Origin of the sequence: Agrococcus sediminis, assembly GCF_007923295.1 — a bacterium.
Classification (GTDB): domain Bacteria; phylum Actinomycetota; class Actinomycetes; order Actinomycetales; family Microbacteriaceae; genus Agrococcus; species Agrococcus sediminis.
The window spans coordinates 39,005-58,027 of record NZ_VOIR01000013.1; the positions used below are offsets into that span (position 1 = coordinate 39,005).

Here is a 19,023-nt window from a genome sequence, read left to right on the forward strand (position 1 = left end):
TGCCGCGTGCCCGAGCTCGTCGTCATCGGCAACCCCACGGCCCGCGGTGCCGCGCGGGCCGTCGACGCCGTGCTGCGCGAGGCGGCGCGCGCGGGCCTCGACGCGCGGGTCGCTGCGACCACCGCGGCCGAGCCGGGCGGCCCGCAGGCCCGCGCGGCGCTCGCAGCCGGGGCGGATGCGGTCGTGGCGGTCGGCGGCGACGGCACGGTCCGTGCGGTCGCGGCCGAGCTCGCGCACACCGGCATGCCGCTCGGCATCGTGCCTGCCGGCACGGCCAACCTGTTCGCGAGGAACCTCGACCTGCCGCTGCACGACGTCGCCGCCGCGGCGCGCGCCGCGGTCTCCGGCCCGACCGCGCACATCGACCTCGGCCGCGTGGTGCTGACGCGCGCCGGCGGCGAGCGCGAGCCGGAGGCGCCGTTCCTGGTCGTCGTCGGGGTCGGGAACGACGCGCTCGCCGTCGAGGCGTCGTCGCTGCGCGCGAAGCGCCGGCTCGGCTGGCTCTCCTACGTCGCCGCGGGCGCGCGCCGCTTCGGGCACCCGAGCTTCGCCGTGCGCGGCCGCTTCGACGGCGGGCCGGTCGAGGCGGCCCGCGCGTGGAGCGTGCTCGTGCACAACGCCGCGCGCATCCCCGCGGGGCTGCGGGTGCTGCCGGGCACCCGGCTCGACGACGGACTGCTGCATGTGGCCACGGTGAGCCCGCGCCACCTCGCGCACTGGGGCCGCATCGCAGCCGCGGGCGCGGGGCTCGCGCGCGCGGAGGGCGTGCTGCGGCACCGGCGCGCCGAGCGGGTGACGCTCGGCGCCGTCGACGCCCCGATGCCCGTGCAGCTCGACGGCGACCCGGCGGGCAGGGCTGAGCGGATCGACGCGCGCATCGATCACGCCGCGCTCAGGGTGCGGGTGCCAGGATCGGAGCCGTGAATCCCTCCGAGGCCCTGGCCAAGCTGCGCGCGACCCCCGAGGGCGCGCTCGAGTCCGTGCTCGCCCAGATCGACCTGCAGCGCACGGTCGACGCCATCGCCGGCAACCTCCTCACGGGGCTCCTGCGCCGACGGGAGCGGCGCGAGCTCGTGCAGCTGCTGTGCGTCGACCGCTCCGCCGAGCTGAGCCCCGCCATGCGCGCGCGCATCGTGCACGCGCTGCGCGGCCTGCCGCTCGATCCGACGGTGTCGCACGGCGTGCGCAGCATGCTGCTGTCGCTCACGGGCGAGCCGTTCCGCGACATGAAGTACCTGCTGAACGCCTCCGGCGACCGGCACGACCTCGAGCACGTCGTCTACGAGCGGCTGCTGCCAGCCGACCGCGAGGCGGTGCTCGCCCACATCGCCGCCGAGGCCGCCGACTCCCCCGTCCACGACCTCCGCATCCTGTGCGACATCGACGACACGGTGCGCGCCATGCTGCACGAGACGCGCTACCCGCGCGGCATCGTCTACCCGGGCGTGGTCGAGCTGCTCATCGAGCTCGACGAGGGCCACTCCGGCGAGCCGTCGCGCCCCGGCGACCTGACGTTCGTCACCGCGCGCCCCGAGGGGCCCCGCGGCCTCATCGAGCAGTACACGCGCGGCGGGCTCGCCGACCTGGGGCTGCCGCCGCACGCGGTGCTCGGCGGCTCCTTCCTCAACCTCTTCACGAAGAAGTCGATCAAGCAGCGCAAGCTGCAGAACTTCGACCGGGAGCGCGAGCTGTTCCCCGAGTGCCGCTTCATGTTCCTCGGCGACAGCGGCCAGGCCGACCCGCAGGTGGGCGCCGAGATGCTGCGCCGCGGCGCGGGCCTCGGCGTGGCAGTGCTCATCCACGAGGTCGTGCCCGTCGAGGGCGCGGCGCGCGCCGAGCTCGAGGCCGCCGGCATCCGCTTCCACTCCTCCTACGACGAGGCGGCGCGCATCGCGCACGAGCTGGGCCTGCTCGACGACGAGGGCCGCGACCGGGTCGTGGCCGCGGTCGCCGACGGGGTGCAGCCCACGGCCTAGCCCGGGCCGCCTAGCCCCGCCGCGCGAGCGATGCCGCTCGACGGGGCCGGCCGTCCCGCCTACTGCCCGTGGTTCCGCTGCGTCGGCAGGTGCTTCGCCCACCAGCGCAGCACGTGCTCGAAGCGCTCGACGCGGTGCCGCGGCTGGCCCGAGCGCGTCAGCTCGTGGTTCTCGCCCGGGAACAGCAGCAGCGCCGTCTCGACGCCGTTGCGCTTGAGGGCGGCCCAGTAGCGCTGCGCCTGCTCGGGCGGGCACCGCCAGTCCTGCTCGGAGTGCACGACGAGCGTCGGCGTCCGCACGTCCCCGACGCGCGCCATCGGGCTCTGCGCCCGCATCGCATCCGGGTCGGTGCCGGTGTACTCGCCGCCGAAGAACCAGCCGATGTCGCTCGTTCCGGCGAACGACTCGGGGTCGAGGAAGCCGCGCTCGACGATCGCCGCGGCGAAGCGGTGGTCGTGCGCGATCGTCCAAGCCGTGAGGTAGCCGCCGTAGGAGCCGCCCATGATGCCGAGCCGCTCGCGGTCGAGCTCGGAGTGGGCGTCGATGGATGCGTCGAGGAAGTCGAGTGCGTCTGCCATGTCGACCGTGCCCATGGCCTGGCGGATCGCGATGCCGTGCTCGCGCCCGTAGCCGGCCGAGCCGCGCGGGTTGCACTGCACGACCGCGTAGCCGGCGTCGACCGCGACCTGCGCCTCGTCGAACACGCCCACGCCGTACTGCGCGAACGGCCCGCCGTGGATGTTCAGCAGCACGGGGTGCGGCCCCTCGCCCTCGGGCACCCAGACCCAGCCGTGCACCGTGCCGCCGTCGCGGGTGGGGAACTCGTGCTCGACGGGCGCGGCGACGCCGGCCTCCGCGAGGGGCGCGCCGAAGTCGGTGAGCACGGTCACGCCGCGGTCGTCGAGCACGGCCACCTCGCCCGCGGATGTCGGCGTCGCGACGGTCGCGACGGTGACGCCGTCGCCCACGCCGTGGCCGATGACCTCGACGTCGCCGCCGATGAGCTCCTTCGAGCCGCCGCCGGTGACGTGCACGAGCAGGACGCGGCCGCGGCGGCGCTGCTGCACGAGCACGCCGTCCTCGACGACGGTCGCGTGGCTGCCCGGCTCGCCCAGGTCGACGGTGTCGCCCTCGGTGACCTCCTCCGGGTGCGCGCCGGGGTGCTCGAGCACGAACAGCTGCGTGCTGCGGCCGACGAAGTCGCGACCGGACTCCCCCATCTGCTGCGCGAGCAGCACGAAGCCGCCGTCGGGCGTCGGCTGCACCTCGGCGACCGAGAGCCCGGCGCGCGAGCTGAGGATCGTGTGCGGCTCGCCCTCGGCGACGCCCGCGTCGAACTCGACGACCGCGTTCAGCAGGTCGTCGTCGCGGGTGTCGTGGCGCGCCGTGATGCACAGCACGCGCTCGCCGTCGGCCGAGAAGGCCGGCGCCGAGTGGTCGAACTCGCCGTGGCTGAGGCGGATGGCCTCCGGCGCGTGCGGGGCGTCGTCGATGCGACCCGGCTCGTCGTGCGGGTGCGCGGCGCGCTCGTAGCGGGGCTCGCCGTCGAGGTCGGGCAGCGGCGCGACGAACAGGTGCGACCGGCGGCCGATGAGGCTGCCGGTGCCGTTGGCCAGGTTGCGGTTGCGCGTGATGAGGCGCGCGGGCTCCTGCGCGGCGCTCACGCCCTCGACCGAGCCGTAGCGGCCCGGCTCGAGCACGGCTGCCGTGAAGGCGATGCGGGTGCCGTCGGGCGAGACGGCGTACTCGAGCACGCCGCCGGGCTGCGCGGTGGCCTGCACCGGCTCGCCGCCGTCGACGCGCATCGCCCACACCTGCGGCTTGCCGGCATCGTCGTCGCGCACGAGCAGCAGCGTGCCGCCGTCGGGCGTGAGGCGCGGCGAGCGGTCGGCGACGCCGCCGGTGATGCGGCGCCGGGCTCCGTCGCGCAGCGACACGCGCCACAGCTGGCCGACGTTGCGGTTGGCGCGGAGGCTCGGCCTCGAGGCGGCGACCACGGCGTACTCGCCGCTCGGGTGGACGGCCGGGCGGGAGAGCGAGACGAGGCGCTCGATGTCGTCGGCGCGCATCAGGCCTGCCCTCCCTCGTCGGTCGCGAAGCCGGAGACGTCGCCGACGAGGCGCGTGCTGTCGGCGGGCACCGGCTCGACGGCGGCGAGCGCCACCTCGCGGGCGAACTCCTCGACGTTGTAGAGCCGGCCGGCGTCCTCGCGGCGGCTCGCGATCGCGCCGGGGTTGGCGCGCTCGAGCAGGGTCGCGGTGATGGTGCCCTCGATCATGTCGCCCGAGACCACCACGAGCTCGATGCCGCGCTCGGCGAGGGCGGGGATGCGCTCGCGGAGGGCGTCCTCGCCCGCGCGCTTCGACAGCGCGACGGCCTCGTACTCGGGCATCGTCGGCGTCGTGCGGATGAAGTGCGCCTGGTGGCTCGTGACGAAGACGACCCGCGCGCCGTCGCGCAGCACCGGCACGGCCGCGTCGAGCAGCGCGACCTGCGCGTCGCGGTTGAGCCGCATCGCGTAGTCCTCGCCCATGCCGGCCTCCATGCCGCCGGAGGCGTTCATCACGAGGATGTCGAGGCCGCCGAAGCGCTCCTCGGCGGCGGCGAACATCGCCGCGACGCTGGCGGCGTCGGTCAGGTCGGCCTGCACGGCGATCCCCTGCACGCCCTGGGCCTCGGCCGCGGCGACGACCTTCTCGGCGCGCGGGGCCTTGGCGCGGTAGTTGACGACCACGTCGGCGCCCGCGCGGGCCAGCAGGTCGACGGTCGCGGCGCCGATGCCGCGGCTCGAGCCGGTGACGAGTGCGGTGCGGCCCGACAGCGAGCCGGGTGCGAGGGATGCGGAGGCGGGATCGGGCACGGGAGCTCCTTCGGTTCCCCACGACACTACTGGGCCGCCCGTGCGAGATGGGCCGGGGCGCGAGGCGCGGGCAGGCAGCCGCGCGCCTGGCCCGGACACAGCATCCGCTGACTACGCTGGCGACGTGGACCTCATCCAATACGCATGGATCGCGTGGCTCGTGGTGGCGCTCGTGTGCTTCATCATCGAGATGGTCACGCTCGAGTTCACGTTCCTCATGATCGGGATGTCGTCGGTCGTCGGCCTCGTCTCGAGCATCACCGGCCTCCCCTGGTGGGCGCAGATCCTGATCGCCGCCGCGTCGGCCCTGCTGCTCCTGCTGCTCGTGCGGCCCAAGCTGCTGCAGCGCCTCCACGAGTCCGGCGAGGTCAACAAGCAGGGCATCGAGGCCCTGCTCGGGATGCCCGGCGAGGTCACCCGCTCGTTCGAGCGCGGCGCCGGCGAGGTGACGCTCGCGAACGGCGACACCTGGACCGCCCGCCTCTCCCCCACCGTGCAGCCGCGCGACCCCGACGTCGGCGAGCGCATCGTCGTCACCGCCATCGACGGGGCGACGGCGATCGTCGTCCCCGCCCAGCGATAGACCAAGGAGACCCCATGCCGATCGACGGAGGATTCATCCTCGGAGTGTTCCTGACGATCGTGGTGATCCTCGTCGTCCTGTTCGTGCTCGTCACGCTCTTCAGGTCGATCCGGATCATCAAGCAGGGCTTCACCGGCGTGGTCGAGCGGCTCGGCCGCTTCCACCGGGTGCTGCAGCCAGGCCTCAACTTCCTCGTGCCGTTCATCGACCGGGTCGCGTACCACGTCGACATGCGCGAGCAGGTGCGATCGTTCCCGCCGCAGCCGGTGATCACCGAGGACAACCTGGTCGTCTCGATCGACACCGTCGTCTACTTCCAGGTCACCGACGCGCGCGCGGCGACCTACGAGATCGCCGACTACCTGTCGGCCGTCGAGCAGCTCACCACCACGACGCTCCGCAACGTCGTCGGCGGCATGAACCTCGAGGAGGCGCTCACCAGCCGCGACACGATCAACGGCCAGCTGCGCAACGTGCTCGACCAGGCCACCGGCAAGTGGGGCCTGCGCGTCGGCCGCGTCGAGCTGAAGGCGATCGACCCGCCCCACTCCATCCAGGACTCGATGGAGAAGCAGATGCGCGCCGAGCGCGACCGCCGCGCCGCGATCCTCACCGCCGAGGGCTCGAAGCAGTCGCAGATCCTCGAGGCCGAGGGCCTCCGCCAGTCCGAGATCCTCCGCGCCGAGGGCCAGGCGAAGGCCCAGGTGCTGCGCGCCAAGGGCGATGCCGAGGCGCAGGTGCTGCTCGCGAAGGGCGAGTCGGAGGCCATCGAGCGCGTCTTCGCCGCCATCCACGAGGGTGACGCCGACGACAAGCTGCTCGCCTACCAGTACCTCCAGACCCTGCCGAAGCTCGCCGAGGGCGACGCCAACAAGCTGTGGATCATCCCGTCCGAGCTCACGGATGCCCTGCAGGGCGTGGGACGCGGGTTCTTCGAGGGCCGCGCCCAGGTGCCGTTCCAGAAGCAGCAGGGCAAGCACTCCGACGCCGCCGAGCCGTCGATCCTCGACGAGACCTTCCAGGCCGACTCCGTGAGCGACGTCGAGGTGCCGTCGATCGCCGAGACGCTGCAGGCGTCGGGCATCGACCCGCAGGGCGCCGGGCAGACCGACGCGGTCTCCTCCTCGACGTCGCTCGCCGACGAGACGCCCGACGCCGACTACGGCGAGGCGCTCGAGGCGGCCCGCGACGCGGCCGCCGACCTGCCGCGCGCCGACGGCGACGACCCGCGCGGCGCATCCGACGGCAGCGGGTCGCCCCGGCAGTGACCTACCTCACCCCGGCCCCGCCGCGGGTGCTCGCCCACCGCGGGCTGGCGCTCGAGGCGCCCGAGAACACCATGCGCGCCTTCATCGCGGCGCTCGACGCGGGGGCGACGTTCCTCGAGACCGACGTGCACGCGACCGCCGACGGCGTCGCGGTCATCGCGCACGACCCGAGCCTCGACCGCGTGGCCGGGCGCGACATCGTGATCGAGCAGACGCTCTGGCAGGACCTCGCCGAGATCGACCTCGGCCAGAGCGAGGGCGTGCCGGGCCTGCGCGAGGCGCTGCTGGCGCTGCCCGACGCGCGCTGGAACATCGACCTGAAGTCGGATGCGGCGGTCGTGCCGGCGGTGCGCGCGGTCGTCGAGGCCAAGGCCGCCTCGCGCGTGCTCCTCACCTCGTTCTCCGAGCGGCGTCGGCGCCAGGCGCTCGCCCTGCTGCCGGAGGTCGCGACGAGCGCCTCGCAGCCGATGGTGGTGCGCGCGCTCGCCGCGCAGCGGCTCGGGCTGCAGCGGGCGCTCGCGCGCGTGCTCGAGCCGGTCGAGGCGCTGCAGGTGCCGCGGCGGCACCGCGGCATCGAGATCCTCACCGAGCGCAGCATCGCCGCGTTCCGCGCGGCGGGCGTCGAGGTGCACGCGTGGACGATCAACGACCCGGCCGAGATGCAGGAGCTCCTCGCGATGGGCGTCGACGGGATCGTCACCGATCGCTGCGACCTGGCGCGGCCGCTGCTGCCGTAGGCGGATCGGCGCGCGGGCTCAGCGCGGCGGCTTGGGCAGGGCGCGCACGCCCGCGAGGCCCCACTTCGTGACCGCGCCCAGCGTGCCGAGCTCCTCGGCCACGCGCATCTTCGAGCTGCCCACGGCGCGCTCGATGAAGCCGATCGGCACCTCGGCGATCGTGCCGCCGGCCTGCGCGACCCGCACGGCCATCGCGATCTGGAAGGCGTACGCGTCGACCTGGATCGCGTCGAGGTCGAGCGAAGCCAGGATGCGCGTGCGGTAGACGCGCAGCGAGCTCGTGAGGTCCTGCACGTCGGTCTGCAGCATGGCGCGCGCGTAGGCGTTGCCGAGCTGCGCGGCGAGGCGGCGGCGCACGCCCATGTTGCGCACGTCGCTGCCCTCCACGAAGCGCGAGCCGATGACGAGGTCGACGCCCTCGTTCGAGACCGCGAGCAGCTCGGGCAGGCCGTCGGCGTCGTACGAGCCGTCGGCGTCGGTGACGACCACGCGGGTCGCGCCGCGCGACATCGCGAAGCGCATCCCCTCGATCACGGCCGAGCGGTACCCCCGCTCGGAGCGGTGGATGACGAGCGTGCCCGCGTCGTGCTTGGCGAGCCGGTCGGCGAGCTCGCCCGTGCCGTCGGGGCTGCCGTCGTCGACGATCACGAGCTCGGCGTGCGGCACCGACTGGCGCAGCCGCCCCACCGTGCGCTCGAGGCCCTCGACCTCGTTGTACGTGGGCACGACGATCATCACGTCAGGCATCCGCCCGTCCCTTCCGTTGTACGAGGTGCGCGGCGCCGAGGCCCGCGAGCGCGAGTGCGGCGCCGATGGAGAGCGCCAGGTCGATCCATGCTCCCAGACGGATGCCCGGGGTGACGGTCGTCGACAGCGGCAGCTCCTCGAGCATCGCACCCGGCTCGTACTGCGGCAGGCGGTCGAGCATCGTGCCGTCGGGGGCGATCACGGCGCTCGTGCCGACGGTCGAGATGTTCACGAGCGCGCGACCCGCCTCGACGGCCCGCAGCTGCGCGATCGCGAGCTGCTGCACGTTCTCGGCGGAGCCGCGGCCGAAGTCGGCGTTGTTCGTGGGCGCGAGGATGATCTCGGCGCCGTGGTCGAGCACCATCTCGCGGGCGAGCGCGTCGTCGACGATGTCGAAGCAGATCGCGACGCCCGCGATCGTGCCCGCGACGTCGAAGGCGTTCGCGCTCGTGGGGTCGACGCTGTAGTCGCGCGGGATGAGCTCGAGGAACCCGAGGGCGTCGAGGATCGGCGCGAGGACCTCGCGCTGGGGCAGGTACTCGGCGAAGGGCACCGGGTGGCGCTTGCGGTACTCGGCGACCGCGCCCTCCCCCGGTTCGACCTGCAGCAGCGCGTTGTAGGTGTCGTCGCCGTCGCGGGTGACCGTGCCGACCACGAGCGGCGCGTCGAAGCCGGTCGCGATGCGGTCGAGGGTCGCCATCGTGCGGGGCGACTCGTCGGCGAAGAACTCCGCCGCGTTCTCGGGCCACACGAGCAGGTCGAGCTCCTCGCCGCGGAGCGCCTCGGTCGCGTCGACGTGCTGCTGCAGGATCTCGCCCTGCGTGTACGGCGCGAGCAGCCCCGCCTCGCTCGCGCCCTGCACCGCGCCCACGCGCAGGCTGCCGCTGCGCTCGACCGGGAACGCGGGGATCGCCACGAGCAGGATGAGCGCCGCGGCGCCGATCGTGAGCCGGCGGCGGAGGATCGTGCGGTGGTGGAGCACGAGCTGCAGCACGAGGGCCGACGCCGTCGCGACGAGGAAGGTGAGGCCCGTGAGGCCGACCCAGCTCGTCGTGTCGGCGAGCGGGCTCGAGGCCTGCGAGTGCGCGAGCCTGCCCCAGGCGAAGCCCCCCCAGGGCACCGTGGCCGACGCGCTCTCGCGGAGCGTCCAGACGGCGCCCAGCAGCGCCGGGAGGCCGAGGAACGAGCCCACGGGACCGCGCATCCGCGGCTCCCCCCAGCGCCACGCGAGGGCGAGCGCCATCCCGCCGAGGCCCCACCAGGTCGCCATCCACGCGGTGAGGGCGATGAGCGGCACGGGGCCGAGGTACACGGTGATCCACTGGATGTGGAGCAGGAAGAAGAGCGCGCCGGTGACGAAGCCGATGCCGAAGGCGGCCCCGAGGGTGCGGCCGCGGAGCGCGACGAGGGCGAGCGCGACGGCCGGCAGGATGAGCGGCCACCAGTCGAACGGCTGGAAGGCGAACGGCATGACGGCGCCCGCGGCGATCGCCGCCGCCCACGCGTACGCGGTCGGGAGCGGCAGGTGGGCGCGGGTGCGGCGCGCGGTGGCGCTGCCGACGGTCACGGGCGCGCGCCCGTCACAGCGCCGACCCCGACGCCTCGACGACGCCGCGGCGGATGCGGTCGACGGCCTCGGCGGCGGTGCGCGCGAGCCGCTTGGGCGCCACGTGCTCGAGCTGCTCGAGCACGTCGATCGTCTGCTTCGTCCACCGCACGAAGTCGCCCGCGGCGAGCTCGGTGTCGCGCAGCACGTGCTCGAGCGGGTAGCCGCGCGCCCACCGGTGCATCGCGAGCGTGAGCCCCGTCTGCAGCGGCTCGGTGCCCGGCATCCGGTGCGCCTGCTCGAGGTCGTCGAGCTGCGCCCACAGCCGCTGCGTCGCGTCGAGCGCGTCGAGGAACGGCCCCTTCGGCAGCATCCGCTCGGGCAGCATGCCGTCGTCGCGCCGGCCCTCGTAGACGAGCGCGCACGCGATCGCGGCGAGCGCGGGCGCGTCGAGCCCGCTCCAGAGGCCGCGGCGCAGGCTCTCGGCCGTCAGCAGGTCGCGCTCGCCGTAGATGCGGCGCAGCATGTCGCCGGCGGCCGAGACCCGCTCGCCGTGCTCGGTGCGCTCGAGGTAGCCGAGCTCGCGGAGGATCTCGGCGATGCGGTCGAACGCCTGCGCGATCTGGCCGGTGCGGCGCTCGATCTGCCGCTCCGCCTTCTCGATGTCGCGCCGCAGCCGCCAGTAGCGCTCGCCCCAGCGGGCGTGCTGCTCGCGCTCCGGGCACGCGTGGCACGGATGCGCGCGCATGGCGGCTCGGAGGCGCTTCAGCCGCCGCTGGTTGCGCTCGTGGTCGCCGTGGCTGATGCCCTGCCGCTGGTCGTCGCGCTCGAGCTCGCTCGCCTCCCGGCGCAGCTCGGCGTACTCGGAGAAGTCGCCCAGGTGGCACGTCATCGACGACTCGTACGCCGTGAGGCTCTCGCGCTGGTCGACGACCCGCCGGGCGAGCTGCACGACCGAGCGGTCGGCCTGGAACTGGGCGAACGACGTCTCGAGCACCTCGCGGGTGCCGACGACGCCGAGCCGGTCGACGAGGTTCACGGCCATGTTGTACGTCGGGCGGAAGCTCGAGTGCAGCGGGTAGGTGCGGCGCGACGCGAGCGAGGCGACCTCGACCGGCTGCAGCGCCCCGTTCCAGATGACGACGCCATGCCCCTCGGTGTCGATCCCGCGGCGGCCCGCGCGGCCCGTGAGCTGGGTGTACTCCCCCGGCGTGATGCGCACGCGCGCCTCGCCGTTGAACTTCTCGAGCTGCTCGAGCACGACGGTTCGGGCCGGCATGTTGATCCCGAGCGCGAGCGTCTCGGTCGCGAAGACGACCTTCACGAGGCGGGCGCGGAAGAGCTCCTCGACGACCTCCTTGAACACCGGCAGCAGGCCCGCGTGGTGCGCGGCGACGCCGCGCTCGAGCCCGTCGAGCCAGTCGAAGTAGCCGAGCACGCCGAGGTCGGCGTCGTCGAGCAGGCGGCAGCGCTCGTCGACGATCGCGCGGATCTCGGCGCGGTCCTCGGGGGTGGTGAGCCGCACCCCGCCCTCGACGACCTGCCGGACGGCCGCGTCGCATCCGGCCCGGGAGAAGATGAAGTCGATCGCCGGCAGCATCTCGCGCTCGTCGAGCATGGCGATGAGCGCGACGCGGTCGACGCGGCCGCCGAAGCCGCCGCGGCCGGGCGGCGCGGGCCGGCGGCCGCCCTTCGGAGGTCGCCGCGAGCGGTAGCGGTTGTGCCCGCCGCGGTCGCGGTGGCCGTGCGCGGCCGAGTCGGCGACGTCGCCGCCGCGCGCGAGCTCGACGAGCTCGCGGCTCGGCCGGTGCGACTCCTCCGCCGCCTTCGAGTCGAAGAGGTCGACGAGGCGTCCGCGGATGTGCACGTGGGCGTCGAGCGGCACCGGCCGGTGCTCGCTGACGATCACGCGGGTGTCGCCGCGCACCGCGTCGAGCCACGCGCCGAACTCCTCGGCGTTCGAGACCGTCGCCGAGAGCGACACGAGCCGCACGTGGCGCGGGAGGTGGATGATGACCTCCTCCCACACTGCGCCGCGGAAGCGGTCGGCGAGGTAGTGCACCTCGTCCATCACGACGTACTCGAGCGCCGAGAGGTCGCGGCCCTCGTAGAGCATGTTGCGCAGCACCTCGGTCGTCATCACGACGATGCGGGCGTCGCCGTTGATCGACGTGTCGCCGGTGAGGAGGCCCACGGATGCGCTGCCGTAGACCTCGGTGAGCTCGCGGTGCTTCTGGTTCGAGAGCGCCTTCATCGGCGTCGTGTAGAAGACGCGGCCGGTGGGCGCCTCCATGGTGAGGTGGATCGCGAACTCGGCGACCACCGTCTTGCCGGCGCCCGTCGGCGCGGCGACGAGCACGCTCGAGCCTGCCTCGATCGCCTCGCACGCCTCGCGCTGGAACGGGTCGAGCCCGAACGGCATCGCGCGGGCGAACGCGTCGGTGGCGATGCTCATGCGTCCACCTTGGCAGCAGCGCGCTTCTCGAGCCTGCGGTCGTGCCAGATCGCGATGCCCGCGGCGCCGAAGTAGAGCGCCAGCATGGGGATCGCGAGGAGGAACATGCTCATCACGTCGGCTGCGGGCGTCGCCATCGCGGTGAAGAGCGTGATCGCGATGACCGCCCAGCGCCAGGCGCGCAGGATGCCGCGCCCGGTGACGACGCCGGCGAAGTTGAGCACCACGAGGAACACCGGCAGCACGAAGCCGACGCCGACCGCGAGCAGCAGCTTGAAGGCGAAGTCGTAGTAGATCGTGGCGTCGAGGTACGACAGCGACCCGACCGGCGCGATCTGCACGAGCAGCTGCACGATGTGCGGGAACACGAACCAGCCGGCGGCGCAGCCGGCGAGGAACAGCGGCAGCGCGGCGGCGAGGAAGCCGAAGACGTACTTGCGCTCGTTGGTGCGCAGCCCGGGCAGGAAGAAGCGGATGAGCTGGTACAGCCAGACGGGACTCGCGACGATCACGCCCGTGGTGATGGCGATGCGCAGCTTGAGGTCGAACGCCTGGGTGACGGTCGTGTAGAGCAGGTCGGTGATGCGGCCCTGCTCGGCGAGCTCGGTGAGCGGGCGCTGCAGGACCTCGAGCAGCCAGTCGACCACGAAGAAGCCGGCGACGGTGCACGCCAGCACGGCGGCGGCGGAGATGAGCAGGCGACGGCGCAGCTCGACGAGGTGCTCGCCGAGGCGCATGCGGCCCTCAGCGTTGCGGGTGCCGCGGGCCCGGGACCGGGCCATCGGCTAGCGCTGGTCGCTCGTCGAGTCGCTGCCCGGTGCCGAGGTGGAGCGGTCGGTGCCGGTCGCGGGGCCGGAGGGCGTGCCGGTGCCGGTGGGACCGGGGGTGCCGGGCCGCGCCTCGTCGTCGGAGCGCATCTCCTTCTTCAGGATCTTCGCCGACTTGCCGAGGCTCTCGGCGAGCGCGGGCAGCTTCGTGGATCCCCACACCAGCAGCACCACGATCAGGATGATGAGCAGGTGCCAGCCGTTGAACGCGTTCCCCAATGGCATGGCGTCCCCTTCCGTCGGACTCCAGTCTAGCGGCCGTCGGCGGCGTCGGCGGCGGCGCCGAGCGCCGCCTCGGCGAACCGGTGCATCGCGGCGCGCAGGCTCGGCGGCGCGACGATCTCGGCGTCGCCGCCGCACGCCGCCACCGCGCGCAGCACGCTCGCCTCGCTCCACACCTCGATGTCGAGCCGTACGCGCTCCCCGTCGATCGAGACCGGGGCGGAGGCGGCGTAGTCGGCGAGCATGGCGGCGGCCGCGCGCGTGGCGACGACCTGCGCGGTGCCCGTGACGTGCCGCTCGTGCGCGGGCAGCGCATCCGGCCATGCGTCGTCGGCCGGCTCGAGCCGCTCGATGCGGTCGAGGCGGAACGTGCGCATCGCCTCGCGGTCGAGGTCGACGCCCTCGACGTAGACCTGCCCCTCGCGCAGCTCGAGGCGGGTCGGCGCCACGCGGCGTCGGGACGAGCCCTCGTCGGGCTTGCGGTAGTCGAGCTCGAGCACCTGCCGGCGGCGGATGGCGTCGCGCACCTGCTGCGCGAGCCGCGGCGCGCCGAGCGCGTCGACCGCGACCGTGTCGGCGCCGCGCGAGGCGGCGCGGCGCAGCTTGGCGCGCAGCGCCTCCACGCGCTCCGGGGAGGCGTCGGTGTAGCCGGCGACGAGGGTGAGTCCGGCGATGAGGGCGCTCGCCTCGCGGGGCGACAGGCGCACCGTCTCGTCCTCGAAGGCCGGGCGCATCGTCACCGAGATGACGTCCTGCTCCTCGAACGCGTCGAAGTCGATGTCGAAGCGGATGAAGTCGCCGGCGCCGTCGGGCACGCCCGCCATGAACACGCGCTGCACCGCCTCGCGGATCCGCTCCTCGTCGACGCCGAAGTGCGCCGCGGCCTCCGCCACGGTCGCCGAGCCCGAGGCCGAGACGTACTGGATGAGCGAGAGCAGCAGGCCGATGCCGCGCTCGACGCGCGCGGCGCTCATGCCTGCGCCCCGGAGGCGGGAGCGGATGCGGGCGCATGGGCGTCGCGGATGCGCTCGAGGCGCTCGCGCACGAGGCCGCGCAGCTCGTCGGGCCGGACGACCGCGACGTCGGCGCCGAAGCCGGCGAGCTCGTCGGCGATGAGGTGGCGGTCGGCGTGGTGGATCACGAGCAGGCCGTCCTCCTCGGCGGTGCCGGGCCGGTGGCGCAGCCGGATGTCGGCATCGCTGCCGGGCACGGCGCGCACCGCGACCGTGGCGCCCTGCCAGATCTCCTCGAGCTTCTCGAGCGCCGCCGCCGCGGCATCCGCCGGCGCCTCGAAGGGCTGCTTCGCGGCGCGGTCGTGCACGGGCGAGACGATGCGCTGCATGAGGAACGTGCGGGCGTCCTCGGCGCCGAGGTCGTGGCCGACGAGCATCCAGCGCCCCCGGAAGAGCACCGTCGCCCACGGCTGCACCGTGCGCGTGCGGGGCGAGCGGTCGCCGGGCTTCAAGTAGTCGAAGACCACCTCGCGGCCACGGTCGGCAGCGCGCTTGAGAGCCTGGAAGGCGCTCTCGCGGGGCCGCTGGCGCGGCTGCAGGACGGATGCGGCGCTCGCCTCGGGCTCGTCGGTGCGGCCGGGGGTGCGCTCGAGCGGCAGCCCGCCCCGGAACTCCGGGTCGGCGCGCAGCTTCAGGGCTGCGCGCTGCGCCTCCTCGGTGAGGCCGCCCTCGTGCCAGATGCGCAGCGCGAGGTCGAGCAGCTCGCGCTCCTCGGCGTCGAACTGCAGCTCGGCCGGGTCGCCCAGCACGCCGTCGAGCACCCGGTAGCGGGCCTCGTGGTTGCTGTCGTCGCCCGGGGGCTGCACGACGTCGATGACGATGCCGTGCTCGCGCAGGGCGTCCTTGTCCCGCTCGAACATCCGCTCGAGCGCCTGGCCGGCGCTCTGGCCCTGGTAGCCGGCGACGCGGGAGAAGAGCTCCTGCTTCGTGAAGCCGGTGCGCGTGTCGACGAGCGCGAGCAGGAGCGAGAACTGGCGCTCCTCCGCCTCGATCCTCTGCATCGGCCCGCCCCCGCTGCCCGCGTCAGCCCTGCGCGGGCTCGACGCGGTCGAGGATGTCGATGACGAACAGCAGGTGCTCGCCCTCCCCGATCGAGGCGGGGCGCGTCGCAGGGTCGGCGTAGCCGAGCTCCTGCGGGATCGAGACGACGACCTGGCTGCCGATGGGCTGGCCCACGACCGCGTCGACGAAGCCGGGGATGAGGCTGCCGTCGGCGATCACGAACTCGGCCGGCGTGCCCTTGTCCCACGAGGAGTCGAAGACCTCCTCGGTCTCCCAGATGATGCCGGTGTAGTGCAGCAGCAGCGTGTCGCCCTCGGCGACCTCCTCGCCGGTGCCGGCGATGCTCTGCATCACGGTCAGGCCCTCAGGGGCCGGGCTGCCGGGGAAGGTGACGCCGGGCTGGCCGTTCGGGGCGAGCGCGATCGCGGGCATGCCCTGCTGGCCGGGGCGCGCGTTGCCCTCGGCGCGGCCGGGGTGCAGGTCCTGCACGCCGAGCACGACGACGGCGGTGTCGGCGGGCGTGATGTCGAGCTGGGCGGAGGCGGCGTCCGGTCCGAAGAGGTCGGCGACCGTCGTCGTGAGCGTCACCTGCGTGCCGGGGGCGGCGCACGTGACGGCGTCGGCGAGCACAGACTCGCCGCCGGCGGTGAGGCGCAGCGAGTTCGCGGGGGCCATCTCCTGGCTCGCGTCGTCGTAGGAGGTCGAGATGAGGTCGCCGGTCTTGCCCGAGTACACGACGTAGTCGGCGTCGACGATGTCGCCCTCGCGGGCCCGGTCGCCCTCGCCGCCCTGCAGGCGGGCCTGGTTGCCCTCGGTCACGAGCGGCACCTCGAAGTCGACCTCGGGCGCGCCCTCGGCCATGACGACGCTCACCTGGTCGGACGCATCCCCCGGCTGCAGCAGCGGCGAGCAGCCGTCGACGCTGCCCGCGGGCGCCTGGCACGCGGTGAGGCCCGCGGCTGCGACGAGCAGCGCGGCGATCGAGAGGGGGCGTGTGCGCACGGCGAGGCCTTTCAGGGTCGGGGAGACGCGGTCAGTCTACCTGCGGGGCGTCGGGCTCCCGGCCCGCGCCGCCGTCCGCGGCACCGCCGGTGATGGCATCCGCCTGGCGCCGCGCATCCCGCACCGCGCGGCGCATCCGCTTGTCGCTCGGGGTGCGGTCGCCGACCGCGCCAGGGGTCCACGCCTCGATGTCGGCGTCCGAGAAGTCGGCCTTCGCGGCGCGGCGCCGGAACGACGGCAGGTCGACGCCGTCGGCCACGCGCCGCGCGGTCATGAGGAAGCCGGTGTGCGCGACCATGCGGTGGTCGGGCCGCACGGCGAGCCCCTCGACGTGCCAGCCGCGCACGAGGGTCTCGCTCGAGCGCGGCGCCGTGAAGCGGCCGTCGGCGCGGATCGCCTCGACGGTGCGGCTCAGCTGCGTGACGGTCGCGACGTAGCAGAGCACGAGTCCGCCGGGGCGCAGCGCCCGCGCGGTCGCGTCGACGCACTCCCACGGCGCGAGCATGTCGAGCAGGACGCGGTCGGCCTCGCCGTCGGCGACGTGCTCGGGCAGCTCCTCGGCGAGGTCGCCGAGCACCGTCTGCCAGTTGGCGGGCCGCTCGCCGAAGAAGCCCGTCACGTTCGCCTCGGCGACGGCGCGGAACTCCTCGCGCCGCTCGAACGAGACGAGGCGGCCGGTGCCGTGCAGCGCGCGCAGCAGCCACAGCGACAGCGCGCCCGAGCCCACGCCCGCCTCGACGACGGTGAGGTCGGGGTGGATGTCGGCGAAGCCGACGATGTGCGCGGCGTCCTTCGGGTAGATGATCGCGGCGCCGCGCGGCATCGACATGACGTAGTCGTGGAGCAGCGGGCGGATCGCGAGGTGCGGCGCCTCCCCCACGTGCACGAGCGAGCCGTCGTCGACGCCGATGAGGTCGGCGTGCGGGAGCGCGCCGTGCTGGGTGCCGAAGGAGGCGCCCTCGGTGAGCACGATGGTGTGCATGCGCTGCTTCGGGCCGGTCAGCTGCACCACGTCGCCCCACTGGAAGGGGCCGGTCCTGCCCATCATGCGCGGGCCTTCCTGATCGCGGCCGCCACGTCGGCGGGGCTGCGCCCCTCGAGCGTCGGCCAGTGGACGATGCCGGGCACCTGCGAGACGTCGACCGCGTGCGGCACGCCGATCGTGGTCATGCCCGCGGCGAGGGCGCTCGCGGCGCCCGTGATGGAGTCCTCGATGGCGACGGAGCCGTCGGGCTCGACGCCCAGCAGCCTCGCCCCGAGGAGGTAGGGGTCGGGGTGCGGCTTGCCGCGCTCGCACTCGTCGCCGGCGACGGTCACGTCGAACGGGGATGCGCCGAGCCGCGCCGTGAGCGCGGCGTCGACGCGGTCGACGATGCGGCGGGTCGACATCGTGACGAGCGCGACGGGCACCTCGTGCTCGCGCAGCTGGCGCAGCAGCTCGAGCGCGCCCGGGCGCATCGGCAGGTCGTCGCCGAGCCCCGACAGCACCTCACCGACGAGCCGATCGACGATCGCGTCGGCGCTCATCGGCACGCCGCGCTCGATGAACGTGCGCGCGCCGTCCCAGAGGTCGACGCCCACGAGGGCCTCCGCATCCGCAGCCGTCCAGGCGATGCCGTGGTCGGCCGCGAGCCGGGCCTCCGAGGCCATCCAGACGGGCTCCGTGTCGATGAGGGTGCCGTCCATGTCGAACAGGACGGCGTCGAGCCGGGAGGTGGGGGCGGTCACCGCGCAAGCCTACCGACGCGACGGCACCGGACCGTCCGGCCCGCCTCCGCCTCGACCCGGGATGGGACGTAGAGTGGGCGTTCGACATGAGGAGGTGCCCGTCGTGGCGCGAGGACCGATCGAGGGACGCATCATGGTCGTCGCCTTCGAGGGCTGGACCGACGCCGGCGATGCGGCGAGCGGCGCCGTGCGCCGGCTCATCGAGGCCTGCGAGCTCGAGGCGTTCGACGAGATCGAGCCCGACGAGTACGTCGACTTCGCGATGCACCGGCCCGTCGTCCGCACGCTCGAGGACGGCGCGCGGGCGCTCCAGTGGCCCGCGACGGTCGCCTACGCGCCGACGCGCCCCTCGACCCGCGAGCCGCTCGCCGCCGACGCCGGGCTCGACGTCTCGACCGGCAACGAGGGCGAGCTCTTCGCCGTCGTCGGCGCGGAGCCGAGCCGCAACTGGGCCGCCTACGCCGCAGAGTTCCTCGAGATCGCGCGCGGCTGCGAGGTCGACGCGATCGTCTTCGTCGGCGCGATGCTCGCCGACGTGCCGCACACGCGCCCGATCGCGACGTCGATCACGAGCGACAGCCGCGAGCTGCAGCAGCGGCTCGGCGTGCTGCAGAGCGAGTACGAGGGCCCTACGGGCATCATGACGGTGCTCTCGCTCGCCGCCCAGGACGCCGGCATCCAGACCGCGTCGCTGTGGGCGTCCGTGCCCCACTACGTGCACAACGCGCCGGCGCCGAAGGCCGTGATCGCGCTGCTCGACCGGCTCTCCGAGATGGTCGACGTCACGGTGCCGCTCGGCGACCTCCCCGAGCAGTCGGGCGAGTGGGAGCGCGGCATCGACGAGCTCACCGAGCGCGACGACGACATGCGGGCCTACATCGGCAAGCTCGAGGAGCAGCGCGACGCGGTCGAGAGCCCGGAGGCCTCCGGGGAGGCGATCGCGCACGAGTTCGAGCGCTTCCTGCGCGACCAGAACGGCAGGCCGCGTCCCGACCCGCGCGGCCCCGCCTCCGGCGACGAGCCCGACCGCGGCGACGACGCGCCGCCGGTCTAGGCG

At 74.2% G+C, this 19,023-nt stretch carries 17 protein-coding genes and 1 pseudogene; 6 read left to right on the forward strand and 12 right to left on the reverse strand.

Going from position 1 to position 19,023, the window contains the following annotated elements:
- Window positions 1–6: 6 nt before the first annotated feature.
- Window positions 7–924: a diacylglycerol/lipid kinase family protein gene (locus FQ330_RS06035; protein WP_146356042.1), complete on the forward strand. Its 918-nt coding sequence runs from the start codon at window positions 7–9 to the stop codon at window positions 922–924.
- Complete coding sequence (locus FQ330_RS06040) at window positions 921–1,976, forward strand: hypothetical protein (RefSeq protein WP_146356044.1); 1,056 nt, start codon at window positions 921–923, stop codon at window positions 1,974–1,976. Before FQ330_RS06035 ends, FQ330_RS06040 begins: the two co-directional genes overlap by 4 nt.
- 59 nt (window positions 1,977–2,035) lie before the next feature.
- On the opposite strand, the gene FQ330_RS06045 is transcribed toward FQ330_RS06040, so the two are convergent.
- The gene (locus FQ330_RS06045) at window positions 2,036–4,045 is read right to left on the reverse strand and encodes a S9 family peptidase (RefSeq protein ID WP_146356046.1); all 2,010 of its coding nucleotides are present in this window, start codon (window positions 4,043–4,045) and stop codon (window positions 2,036–2,038) included.
- Entirely contained in the window at window positions 4,045–4,836 is a 792-nt protein-coding gene (locus FQ330_RS06050; protein WP_146356048.1) for an SDR family oxidoreductase, read from the reverse strand. Before FQ330_RS06050 ends, FQ330_RS06045 begins: the two co-directional genes overlap by 1 nt.
- Window positions 4,837–4,960: 124 nt before the next feature.
- On the opposite strand from FQ330_RS06050, the gene FQ330_RS13270 reads away from it, so the two are divergent.
- From FQ330_RS13270 to FQ330_RS06065, 3 genes and pseudogenes are all read left to right on the forward strand, one after another.
- Complete coding sequence (locus FQ330_RS13270; RefSeq protein ID WP_225792717.1) at window positions 4,961–5,419, forward strand: NfeD family protein; 459 nt, start codon at window positions 4,961–4,963, stop codon at window positions 5,417–5,419.
- Window positions 5,420–5,433: 14 nt separating this feature from the next.
- Window positions 5,434–6,351 (forward strand): annotated as a pseudogene (locus tag FQ330_RS06060) (SPFH domain-containing protein); the annotation flags it as partial.
- Window positions 6,352–6,683: 332 nt separating this feature from the next.
- Window positions 6,684–7,424 carry a glycerophosphodiester phosphodiesterase family protein gene (locus FQ330_RS06065; protein ID WP_128189361.1) on the forward strand — a complete coding sequence of 247 codons (741 nt, stop codon included), beginning with the start codon at window positions 6,684–6,686 and terminating at the stop codon, window positions 7,422–7,424.
- An 18-nt stretch (window positions 7,425–7,442) separates the two neighbouring features.
- On the opposite strand, the gene FQ330_RS06070 is transcribed toward FQ330_RS06065, so the two are convergent.
- Genes FQ330_RS06070 through FQ330_RS06120 form a run of 10 tightly spaced genes read right to left on the reverse strand, consistent with a single transcriptional unit; the run spans window position 7,443 to window position 17,966 of the window.
- Window positions 7,443–8,171, reverse strand: a complete 729-nt coding sequence (locus FQ330_RS06070; RefSeq protein ID WP_128189363.1) for a glycosyltransferase — start codon at window positions 8,169–8,171, stop codon at window positions 7,443–7,445.
- Window positions 8,164–9,738: an apolipoprotein N-acyltransferase gene (gene lnt / locus FQ330_RS06075; protein WP_146356054.1), complete on the reverse strand. Its 1,575-nt coding sequence runs from the start codon at window positions 9,736–9,738 to the stop codon at window positions 8,164–8,166. The genes FQ330_RS06070 and lnt overlap by 8 nt, the downstream gene beginning before the upstream one ends.
- Before the next feature lie 13 nt (window positions 9,739–9,751).
- Window positions 9,752–12,172 (reverse strand): DEAD/DEAH box helicase, encoded by a 2,421-nt coding sequence (locus FQ330_RS06080; protein WP_128189365.1) that lies wholly within the window; start codon window positions 12,170–12,172, stop codon window positions 9,752–9,754.
- Entirely contained in the window at window positions 12,169–12,954 is a 786-nt protein-coding gene (gene tatC, locus FQ330_RS06085) for a twin-arginine translocase subunit TatC (RefSeq protein ID WP_225792718.1), read from the reverse strand. The genes FQ330_RS06080 and tatC overlap by 4 nt, the downstream gene beginning before the upstream one ends.
- A gap of 3 nt (window positions 12,955–12,957) precedes the next feature.
- Window positions 12,958–13,224, reverse strand: a complete 267-nt coding sequence (locus tag FQ330_RS06090) for a twin-arginine translocase TatA/TatE family subunit (protein WP_128189367.1) — start codon at window positions 13,222–13,224, stop codon at window positions 12,958–12,960.
- 26 nt (window positions 13,225–13,250) lie between these two features.
- Window positions 13,251–14,195 (reverse strand): helix-turn-helix transcriptional regulator, encoded by a 945-nt coding sequence (locus FQ330_RS06095; protein ID WP_192575861.1) that lies wholly within the window; start codon window positions 14,193–14,195, stop codon window positions 13,251–13,253.
- Window positions 14,192–15,235 carry a helix-turn-helix transcriptional regulator gene (locus FQ330_RS06105; RefSeq protein WP_146356056.1) on the reverse strand — a complete coding sequence of 348 codons (1,044 nt, stop codon included), beginning with the start codon at window positions 15,233–15,235 and terminating at the stop codon, window positions 14,192–14,194. Before FQ330_RS06105 ends, FQ330_RS06095 begins: the two co-directional genes overlap by 4 nt.
- A gap of 22 nt (window positions 15,236–15,257) precedes the next feature.
- Complete coding sequence (locus tag FQ330_RS06110; RefSeq protein ID WP_128189371.1) at window positions 15,258–16,238, reverse strand: FKBP-type peptidyl-prolyl cis-trans isomerase; 981 nt, start codon at window positions 16,236–16,238, stop codon at window positions 15,258–15,260.
- Window positions 16,239–16,269: 31 nt separating this feature from the next.
- Window positions 16,270–17,286 (reverse strand): tRNA (adenine-N1)-methyltransferase, encoded by a 1,017-nt coding sequence (locus FQ330_RS06115; RefSeq protein WP_396131187.1) that lies wholly within the window; start codon window positions 17,284–17,286, stop codon window positions 16,270–16,272.
- Window positions 17,283–17,966: an HAD family hydrolase gene (locus tag FQ330_RS06120; RefSeq protein ID WP_128189372.1), complete on the reverse strand. Its 684-nt coding sequence runs from the start codon at window positions 17,964–17,966 to the stop codon at window positions 17,283–17,285. The genes FQ330_RS06115 and FQ330_RS06120 overlap by 4 nt, the downstream gene beginning before the upstream one ends.
- 103 nt (window positions 17,967–18,069) lie before the next feature.
- On the opposite strand from FQ330_RS06120, the gene FQ330_RS06125 reads away from it, so the two are divergent.
- Window positions 18,070–19,020, forward strand: a complete 951-nt coding sequence (locus tag FQ330_RS06125; protein WP_225792719.1) for a PAC2 family protein — start codon at window positions 18,070–18,072, stop codon at window positions 19,018–19,020.
- Window positions 19,021–19,023 lie beyond the last annotated feature (3 nt).

Excerpts from the sequence above, each read along its gene's own strand:
- FQ330_RS06090 (WP_128189367.1), bottom strand. The coding sequence starts at position 13,224 with ATGCCATTGGGGAACGCGTTCAACGGCTGGCACCTGCTCATCATCCTG.
- FQ330_RS06095 (WP_192575861.1), bottom strand. The coding sequence starts at position 14,195 with ATGAGCGCCGCGCGCGTCGAGCGCGGCATCGGCCTGCTGCTCTCGCTC.
- FQ330_RS06080 (WP_128189365.1), bottom strand. The coding sequence starts at position 12,172 with ATGAGCATCGCCACCGACGCGTTCGCCCGCGCGATGCCGTTCGGGCTC.
- tatC (WP_225792718.1), bottom strand. The coding sequence starts at position 12,954 with ATGGCCCGGTCCCGGGCCCGCGGCACCCGCAACGCTGAGGGCCGCATG.
- FQ330_RS06070 (WP_128189363.1), bottom strand. The coding sequence starts at position 8,171 with ATGCCTGACGTGATGATCGTCGTGCCCACGTACAACGAGGTCGAGGGC.
- FQ330_RS06045 (WP_146356046.1), bottom strand. The coding sequence starts at position 4,045 with ATGCGCGCCGACGACATCGAGCGCCTCGTCTCGCTCTCCCGCCCGGCC.
- FQ330_RS06105 (WP_146356056.1), bottom strand. The coding sequence starts at position 15,235 with ATGCAGAGGATCGAGGCGGAGGAGCGCCAGTTCTCGCTCCTGCTCGCG.
- FQ330_RS06115 (WP_396131187.1), bottom strand. The coding sequence starts at position 17,286 with ATGATGGGCAGGACCGGCCCCTTCCAGTGGGGCGACGTGGTGCAGCTG.